This is a genomic window from Pseudomonas sp. PS01299, from assembly GCF_029960145.1.
Lineage (GTDB): Bacteria > Pseudomonadota > Gammaproteobacteria > Pseudomonadales > Pseudomonadaceae > Aquipseudomonas > Aquipseudomonas putida_A.
Genome location: NZ_JASCPO010000244.1, coordinates 1 through 8,390, shown reverse-complemented (window position 1 = coordinate 8,390; position 8,390 = coordinate 1). Strand labels below are relative to the sequence as shown.

Sequence of the window (8,390 nt, the reverse complement as noted above, 5' to 3'; positions counted from 1 at the left end):
CCGCCCGCACCACGGTGGCGAGGTTGCCGGTCATCTTGTGGGAGCGAGCTTGCTCGCGAATGCGGTGTGTCATTCGATAAAGATGTTGGCTGACCCGGCGCCTTCGCGAGCAAGCTCGCTCCCACAGGGGATGGCGGGGTGTCAGAGAGGGTTTCTTTTGCTGTCATGCCCCGGACTCCTGAATTGCCCGCACCACGGTGTCGAGGTTGCCGGTCATTTCCTTTTCGTACTTGTCGGCGCTGTATTCGCCATAGGAAATGTGCGACAGCGGGTACAGCTTCACGCCGGACTCACGCTGGATGGTTTCGACGTAGGTGGAAGGGAAATCCATCTCCGAGAAGATCACCTTCACGTCGAGTTCGCGCAGTTGGTCGATGGTCTTTTTCAACTGGCTCGGACTGGGTTCGATGCCGTGGGCCGGCTCGACCACGGCCGTCACTTCCAGGCCGAATTCGCGCAGCAGATAGTCGTACGCGGCGTGCACCGTGGCCACGCGCAGTTCGGCGTTCGGTGCCTGAGTCAGTTTGGCCAGCGCATCGGCGCGCATCTGCCGCAGGCGTTTGCCGTAGGCGCGGGCGTTCTGGGTGTAGGCCCTGGCGTTGTCCGGATCGAGTTTGCCCAGCTCGCGGGCGATGTTGTTGACCTGGGCAATCGAGGCGCTGATCGACAGGAAGGTGTGGGGGTTGACCACTTTGCCGGCGCCGCGCGCAGCGGTACCGGTGGCCGCCAGCAGCGGCACGTTTTCGTTGGCTTCGATGGTCTTGATGTTCGGCGTTTCGCTGGCGGCGATCATGCGGTCGGCGAAGTCGTCATGACCGACCCCGTTGAGCACGATCACATCCAGCCCGCTGATGCGCTTGATGTCTTCGGCGCGTGGCTCGTAGGCGTGCGGGTTGAAGCCGGCGGGAATCAGCGGCACCACCTCGGCCTTGTCGCCGACGATATTCGCCACATAGCTGTAATACGGGTGCAGGGTGATGCCGATGCGCAGGCGTTTGCCCGGATCGGCGCTGGCCAGCGGGCTCAGCAGGCACGCGCACAGGCCTAACAGCAGGGTGCGCAGGAGGGGACGGCGAGTCAGGGAAATAAGCATGGGCAAGCGGTCTTCTCTCGGGTGAAGGCGAAGGTTCAGTGGCGATGCTCGCGGGTCACACCGGCATCGAACTGCGCGACGATCTGTTTCCAGCCGGCGGCGGACAGCGCGGCGTCAGTCAGTTCGGTGGGCGTCTGCAGCTCTGCGGCGCGGTTGAGCCAGATGTCCGGCGCGGCAGTGGCGTCGGCGCTCAATAGCATCACGAACGAACCGGCGACGGCGGGCGCCTGGCTGTGGCCGAAATAGGCCGTGTCCGCCAGCAATTGCCAGGCATGCCCGCCACGGCTGACCGAACTGGCGTCCTGGGCGAACGGGGCGAAACCTTCTTCAGCCAGGGTCTGTGGCGTCGGCAGGCTCTGCTGTTCTTCATGCAGCAGGCGAATTTCATCGAGGGTCACCCGCAGGTCGGCGTAGATGCCTTGCTCGGCGGCGCTGAGATCGCGCCGCGCATCGAGCTGATGGCTGGCGACCGGCTCCGGCTCATGGGACACCCCGCGCCACGCCACCACCGAGCCGGCGACGGCAAGGATCAGTAAACACAACAGCAGAACATTGAGGGTTTCATGCCCGGCACCGGCCGGGCGGACGACTTGGGTGGTGGGCGTGCTCATGGGGCCTCGATGTCGGCTTGGTCGATTTCCACAACGTGGCCGGGGCCGGCGTCGAACAGCACATAAAACTCGGCCGCCGGTTTCTTGAACGTCACGGTCGAGTCGGCGCCGAGCTTGCCCGGCAGCAGAATGGTTTCGTCGTAACCGATCACATCGAGGGTCACCCCCGGTGCGCCGCTGCCGTCGGAGAAGCCGCCGGTGCATTTGATCTGCTCGGCATCGACGGCTTTGCATTCGCACATCGGGTTATGGGCCAGGGCGCCGGCGCTGAAACCTGCGCACAGCATCAGCAACGCGGCGCGCAACTGCAGGCGGGAAGGGCGTTGAACGCGGTTCATGGTTTGGCTCCTTGTTGGTTCAGCCAGGCGAGGGTGGCGGGGGAGGCCTGGCTCAGGGGAATCGAGGCCTGATGCATGCTGCCGTCCCAGCCTTCCATGGTGATCCACAGTTCGGCATCGGCTTTGGTCTTTTCCGCCACCGGCAATTGCGCGCCCATGCGATACGGCGTGCCAAAGAAAATCACCCCGGCGGCGCGCAGGCTGCGCGGTTTGCCGATGCGCAGGTAGGTGGCCTTGACCTGTTCGACACAGGCATCGCACAGGGCGGCATTGAAGTCCTTCATGTAGCCGGCGGGGCCGCTAAGGCGCGGTGCTTCGTTACGCAGTTCGGCCAGGCGCAGGCTCCACGGGCCGACCTGAATTTCGCCGACCTCATGCTCACCGAGGCCGACGTCACCGCGAAACAGCGCGGCATCGGCGAAATACTTGGGCATGAAGCCCAACGGAATCAGCAGTAGCAGGGCGTTCAGATGAAAGCGCCATTTGTGCCAGAAGCGGCGCAGGGCGGACGGTTGGGCAGTGCGATTGGACGGGCTCACAGGCTGACCTCCGCCGGTTCACGGCTGACGCGGGGGCTGCGGGCCTTTTTATTTTCGCGCTTGAGCGCGTTGGCGGTGGCCAGCGCGGTGCGCTTGGTCCAGATCAACAGGCCGCTGAGGACCATCATGCTCAGCAGCAGACCGAAGAAGAACCAGATCAGTTTGATCCACAGACCGCCGAAATCACCGGTGTGCAGCGGGCGCATCGACTCGGTGACGAACTCCAGCGAGGAGCGGTCAGTCAGCAGTCGCGTGGCGGCCATCTCACCGTGGTACGGGTTGAGCGTGGCGGTCTGGAACATCAGCGGATACCAGCCGCGCCCGCCAAGGCTCAAGTGGCTGTAGGCATTGCCCGGCAGGCTGACGAAGCTGACTTCCAGCCCGGGGATGTGCTGTTCGGCGATCTGTACCGCGCGATCGAGGCTGATTCGTGGGGGAGGACTGGCGTCGCTCGACATCGGTACGCTTTCCCGGGACATGGCGGGAATGATCGGTTCGCTGCTGATGGACACCTGGTTGTCGGCCAGAATGGCCTGGATCAGAAACCAGGTGCCCGTGATCGAGATCACCGCGATGAACCAGATCGACCAGATGCCGCTCAGTCGATGGAAGTCGCCCCAGAAAATCCGCGCGCCGTGGCGAAAACGCAGGGTGGGTTTGAAGAAACCTTTCCAGAAGCGCTTGTACACCACCAGCCCGGTGATCAGCGAAGCGAGCATCGGCAGGCCGAGGAACGACACCAGGTACCAGCCCCAGCTGAAACCGTTGGTGAACGGCACCAGCCACCAGCCGTGCAGGGCGCGGGTGAACGCCTTGAAGTTGAAGTCCGGCGCCGCGCCCTGGATCACCCCGGTGTACGGGTTGACGTAGACCGTCTGCGAGCGGCCGTCGGGGTAGCTGACCTCGACGTCGAGGGCGAAGTGCGATTCGTCGGGGCGGCTGATGCTTTCCACCAGCGTCTGCGGTTCGGCCTGTTTGATCGCGGCCAGCACTTGATCGTAACTGAGCCGCGGTGCGTCATCCGATGGCTGGCTGGCGCGCATTTGCGGGTTGGCCAGCCAGACGATTTCCTGACTGACCACCGCCAGCGTGCCGGTGACACAGACGATCAGGACAAAACACCAGATCGGCAGCGCGAGCCAGCTATGCACCAGGAACCACAGTTTGGAACGGGATTTCTTCGACATGTGTGCGCGTCTTGATTTCGATGAAAGGGCACGCGGCTACGGGCTTCGCAGCGCGGGTGTCCGCAAAAGGCGCGGTCGTGGCTGTTGCCTGTGCGAACGGCCTGCATCTCTATAGGACGGATGAGCCGGACAAATCCCGAAAGGTGATATGAAAGCAAATGTTTCGCAATTCCCCCAGTCACCACCAACCCCTGTGGGAGCGAGCTTGCTCGCGAATGCGGTAGATCATTCAACTTTGATGTCGACTGACGCGACGCCTTCGCGAGCAAGCCCGCTCCCACAGGGGCAGTCATTGATCAGCCGATCAAACACGATTCATGAACGCCGCTCTCACTGCCTGCCAATTGATGCCATCAAAGCGCTCCCTATGATGGAAAGCACCGCATTCCCTTGAGCGAGCGCCCTGATGAACCCCAGAACCCTCTACGACAAACACATCGATTCGCACACCGTGTGCCGCCTCGACGATCAGGGTCATGTGCTGTTGTATATCGATCGCCAGGTGATCAACGAATACACCAGCCCTCAGGCGTTCAGCGGTCTGCGTGCTGCCGGGCGCAAGGTCTGGCGGCCGGGTACGGCGTTGGCGGTGGTCGATCACGTCAACCCGACCACGCCGCAACGGGTGGCGGCAATGCCCGATGCCGGCGGTGCGCGGCAGGTGGCGTATCTGGCGGAGAACTGCCGGGACTTCGGCATCGAACTGCTGGATATTCTCGATAAACGTCAGGGCATCGAGCATGTGATCGCCCCGGAGCAGGGCTTCATTCTGCCGGGCATGGTCATCGCTGCCGGTGACAGCCACACCACCACGTACGGTGCGCTGGGGGCGTTCGGATTTGGCATTGGCACCTCGGAAATCGAGCACCTGCTTGCCTCGCAGACGCTGGTCTACAAACGCCTGAAAAGCCTGCGCGTGACGGTGGATGGCGAACTGGCGCCGGGGCTGACGTCGAAGGATGTGATCATGGCGCTGATCGGCCGCATCGGTGCGTCGGGCGCCACTGGCTATGCGATCGAGTTCTGCGGATCGACCATCGATGCGCTGAGCGTCGAAGCGCGGATGACCATTTGCAACATGGCGGTCGAAGCCGGTGCACGCGGTGCGTTCATGGCGCCGGACGAAAAAGTCTTTGCTTATCTCAACGGCAAACCCCGCGCACCGCAAGGCGAACGCTGGGCGCGCGGCGTGGAAAAATGGCGTGAACTGCGCAGCGATCCCGGCGCCGTGTTCGACCGCGAAATCCACCTCGATGCCAGCCTGCTGGAGCCGATGGTCACCTGGGGCACCAGCCCCGATCAGGCCGCGCCGATCGGTGCGCAGGTGCCGGACCCGCAACGCATCGACGATCCGATCCTGCGTCAGGACATGCGCCGCGCCCTCCAATACATGGGCCTGGAGGCGGGGATGGCGCTGCGCGATATCGTCATCAGCCACGCTTTTATCGGCTCCTGCACCAACGCGCGGATCGAGGATCTGCGTGACGCCGCCAGCGTGGTGCGCGGTCGGCGGGTGGCCGGGCATGTGCGGGCGATGATCGTGCCCGGCTCCAGTGAGGTCCGCGCTCAGGCTGAAGCCGAAGGGCTGGCGCAGATCTTCATCGACGCCGGGTTTGAATGGCGCCAGTCCGGCTGCTCGATGTGCCTGGCGATGAACGATGACGTGCTCGCGCCCGGCGACCGTTGCGCCTCCAGCACCAACCGCAATTTCGAAGGCCGCCAGGGTGCCGGGGCGCGCACCCATCTGATGAGTCCGGCGATGGTTGCCGCTGCCGCCATCAACGGCCACCTGACCGACATCCGCCACTTCGGAGAACGCCCATGAGCCTGCAACCCTTTACTCAGGTCAGCGGCCGGGCCGCGCCGCTGCTCGCGGCCAACGTCGATACCGACGTGATCATGCCCAAGCAGTTTCTCAAGGGCATTGATCGTCAGGGGCTGGATCGTGGGCTGTTTTTCGATCTGCGCTTTCTTGCCGACGGCACGCCCAACCCGGAATTCGTGTTGAACCAACCGGCCTGGCAGGGCGCGAACTTTCTGGTGGTCGGGCCGAATTTCGGCTGCGGTTCAAGTCGCGAACATGCGGTGTGGGGGTTGCAGCAAATGGGCATTCGCGCGCTGATCGGTAGCCGTTTTGCCGGGATCTTTTACGACAACTGCCAGCGCAACGGGGTGTTGCTGATTACCCTGGACGAGGCACAGGTGCAGCGCATTGGCCGGTTGGTGAGTCAGCCTGAAACGGCACTGATCAATGTGGATCTTGAGGCGCAGCAGATACGTCTGGCGGACGGTGAAGTCATCGATTTCCAGATTGACGGCTTGCGCAAGACCGCACTGTTGCTGGGGCTGGATGCGATAGGCAGTACCTTGCAGCGGCGTGAGCAGATCGAGGCGTTCGAGCGCGAACATCTGGCCGCCAACCCATGGCTGACCTGACACCCAACTAGCCCTCTGTAGGCCTTCGCCTGCTCGCGATGGCGTCGTGTCAGTCGAAATAATCATTGGCTGAATGACCGCCATCGCGAGCAGGCTCACTCCTACAAGGGTTTGGTGTTGCACCCGCTATAGCGACAAATCCTTGAAATGCCCCTGCAAAAACTCCACACACGCCCGTAGCTTGCCGGAATTGGCCAGCCGCGTCGGGTACACCGCCCAGACATTGGCGCTCTGGCTGTAAGCGGCCAGCACCGGCAGCAGTCGGCCCTGTTCCAGCAACGGTTTCACATCCCACAATGAACGCAGCAACACGCCGCGTCCGTCGAGCGCCCATTGCAGGACGATCTCGCCGTTGTTGGAAGACAGCGGCCCACTGACCCGCACGCTTTCCTGTGTGCCGTTGCGGTCCAGATGCCAGATGCCGAAAGCGTTGTCGCGCTCCTTGATCACCAGGCAGTCATGTTGTTGCAGGTCGTCCAGGGTCTGCGGTGTGCCGCGGCGCTCAAGGTATGCGGGCGCAGCGCACAGCACCCGGCGGTTACTCACCAGTTGCCGGCCGATGTGCTGACCGGGCAGGTCGTCGCCGACGCGGATTTCTAGATCGAAGCCTTCGTTGACGATGTCCACCGCGCGGTCGAACAGGTCCAGGCGAATCTGCAACTGCGGGTGAAGCTCGGCCAGCCGCGAAACCGCAGGCGCCACAAGGTTGCGGCCGAAACCGAAGCTGCTGCAGATATGCAAACGCCCGCGTGGGCTGTCGTGGGCGTCGGCGAGGTCGTCGCGCAGTTGCTGGAAGTCATCGAGGATGCGCAAGGCCCAGCGCTGCACCCGCTCGCCGTCCTCGGTCAGCGACACGCGGCGACTGGTGCGGTGCAGCAGCCGGGTGCCGAGGGTCGATTCGAGAATCTGGATGCGTTTGCTGACGTAGGCCGGGGACAGCCCCAACTCATCGGCGGCAGCGGCGAAACCGTTCTTGCGGATCACGGTCAGCAGCACGCGCAAGTCTTCGGGCAGGGGCACGGGGTCTTGGTTCTGGGACATGTGGGAACGAGCACTGGCGGCACAAGCCGCCAGCATAGCATCGGCGGTACAGGGCTCGATTCAGCGCAGGAAATCCAGCGCTTCGGCGAGCAACAGTTCGGGCACTTCTTCGGCCAGATAATGCCCGGCCGGCAGCGCCTTGCCACTGACGTTGGTCGCCACATGCTGCCATTCCTTGAGCGGGTCAAAGCAGCGCCCGACTGTGCCTTGCGCACCCCACAGCACCCGCAGCGGCAGGTCAAGATGATGGCCGGCGGCGATGTCGGCACGATCATGTTCCAGATCGATGCTGGCGCTGGCGCGGTAGTCCTCGCAGATGCCCCGGGCGCTGCCGGGACGTTGCAGGCAACGCAGGTATTCGCCGAACGCTGGCTCGGTGAACGGCGCGAGTCCGGCGCTGCGGCTGCCCATCACGCTGCGCAGATAGGCTGCGGGATCGGCCTCGATCAGGGTTTCCGGCAACGGCGCCGGGCGGATCAGGAAGAACCAGTGCCAATAGGCGCGGGCGAACGCTTCGTTGGTCTGCGTGTACATTGCCAGGGTCGGGGCGATGTCCAGCAGCATCATCCGTTGCACCGCAGCGCGGTGGTCGAGGGCCAGGCGATGGCCGACCCGGGCGCCACGGTCGTGGGCCAGAATCGAAAACTGTTCGAAGCCCAGCGCCTGCATCAACTCGAGGTTGTCCCTGGCCATTTCGCGTTTTGAGTAATGGCGGTGTTGTTCATCGGCAGCCGGTCGGGCGCTGTCGCCGTAGCCGCGCAGGTCGGCGGCGACCACGGTGAAATGCTCCGCCAACTGCTCGGCAATCTTGTGCCAGATCACGTGGGTCTGCGGGTGTCCGTGCAACAGCAACAACCCCGGGCCGCTGCCACCGAGGCGATAGGCGATGTCGACACCGTTGACGTGGCGCTGGTCTTTGACGAATCCGGCAAACATCGGGCTGATCCTTGTTCAGGTGCGGGTGGGATGCATCCTGAAAGTGTTCGGCATTCGGGGCAAGGGTTGAAGCGTGGTGTGGTGGTTCATGAAGTGTGATGTGTGTCGCCAGGGCTGGCCCCTTCGCGGGCAAGCCCGCTCCCACAGTGTTTTTCTGTGTGACACCCATCGTATAAACACCGGAGATCCCTGTGGGAGCGGGCTTGCCC

General features: G+C 63.5%; 9 protein-coding genes and 1 pseudogene. 2 read left to right on the top strand and 8 right to left on the bottom strand.

Going from position 1 to position 8,390, the window contains the following annotated elements:
- Nucleotides 1-163 precede the first annotated feature (163 nt).
- From QMX91_RS26505 to QMX91_RS26480, 6 genes and pseudogenes are all read right to left on the bottom strand, one after another.
- Nucleotides 164-1,093, bottom strand: coding sequence for a metal ABC transporter substrate-binding protein (locus QMX91_RS26505; RefSeq protein WP_134786984.1), 930 nt, complete (start codon nt 1,091-1,093; stop codon nt 164-166).
- Between the two features lie 35 nt (nt 1,094-1,128).
- On the bottom strand, nt 1,129-1,704 hold the full coding sequence (locus QMX91_RS26500) for a DUF6162 family protein (RefSeq protein ID WP_098964847.1): 576 nt from the start codon (nt 1,702-1,704) through the stop codon (nt 1,129-1,131).
- On the bottom strand, nt 1,701-2,042 hold the full coding sequence (locus tag QMX91_RS26495; RefSeq protein ID WP_097088250.1) for a hypothetical protein: 342 nt from the start codon (nt 2,040-2,042) through the stop codon (nt 1,701-1,703). The genes QMX91_RS26500 and QMX91_RS26495 overlap by 4 nt, the downstream gene beginning before the upstream one ends.
- On the bottom strand, nt 2,039-2,581 hold the full coding sequence (locus QMX91_RS26490; RefSeq protein ID WP_027613388.1) for a hypothetical protein: 543 nt from the start codon (nt 2,579-2,581) through the stop codon (nt 2,039-2,041). The genes QMX91_RS26495 and QMX91_RS26490 overlap by 4 nt, the downstream gene beginning before the upstream one ends.
- The gene (locus tag QMX91_RS26485) at nt 2,578-3,768 is read right to left on the bottom strand and encodes a PepSY domain-containing protein (protein ID WP_135296271.1); all 1,191 of its coding nucleotides are present in this window, start codon (nt 3,766-3,768) and stop codon (nt 2,578-2,580) included. The genes QMX91_RS26490 and QMX91_RS26485 overlap by 4 nt, the downstream gene beginning before the upstream one ends.
- A gap of 191 nt (nt 3,769-3,959) precedes the next feature.
- Nucleotides 3,960-4,061 (bottom strand): annotated as a pseudogene (locus QMX91_RS26480) (metal ABC transporter ATP-binding protein); the annotation flags it as partial.
- 113 nt (nt 4,062-4,174) lie between these two features.
- On the opposite strand from QMX91_RS26480, the gene leuC reads away from it, so the two are divergent.
- A complete protein-coding gene (leuC, locus tag QMX91_RS26475) occupies nt 4,175-5,593 on the top strand; it encodes a 3-isopropylmalate dehydratase large subunit (protein WP_282413613.1) in 1,419 nt (472 codons plus the stop codon).
- The gene (gene leuD, locus QMX91_RS26470; protein WP_027613385.1) at nt 5,590-6,204 is read left to right on the top strand and encodes a 3-isopropylmalate dehydratase small subunit; all 615 of its coding nucleotides are present in this window, start codon (nt 5,590-5,592) and stop codon (nt 6,202-6,204) included. Before leuC ends, leuD begins: the two co-directional genes overlap by 4 nt.
- A gap of 126 nt (nt 6,205-6,330) precedes the next feature.
- Here leuD and QMX91_RS26465 read toward each other — a convergent pair whose 3' ends face one another.
- Together QMX91_RS26465 and QMX91_RS26460 are read right to left on the bottom strand one after the other, a co-directional pair.
- Nucleotides 6,331-7,281 carry a LysR substrate-binding domain-containing protein gene (locus QMX91_RS26465; protein ID WP_282413612.1) on the bottom strand — a complete coding sequence of 317 codons (951 nt, stop codon included), beginning with the start codon at nt 7,279-7,281 and terminating at the stop codon, nt 6,331-6,333.
- A 24-nt stretch (nt 7,282-7,305) separates the two neighbouring features.
- Nucleotides 7,306-8,181 carry an alpha/beta fold hydrolase gene (locus tag QMX91_RS26460; RefSeq protein WP_139054978.1) on the bottom strand — a complete coding sequence of 292 codons (876 nt, stop codon included), beginning with the start codon at nt 8,179-8,181 and terminating at the stop codon, nt 7,306-7,308.
- Nucleotides 8,182-8,390 lie beyond the last annotated feature (209 nt).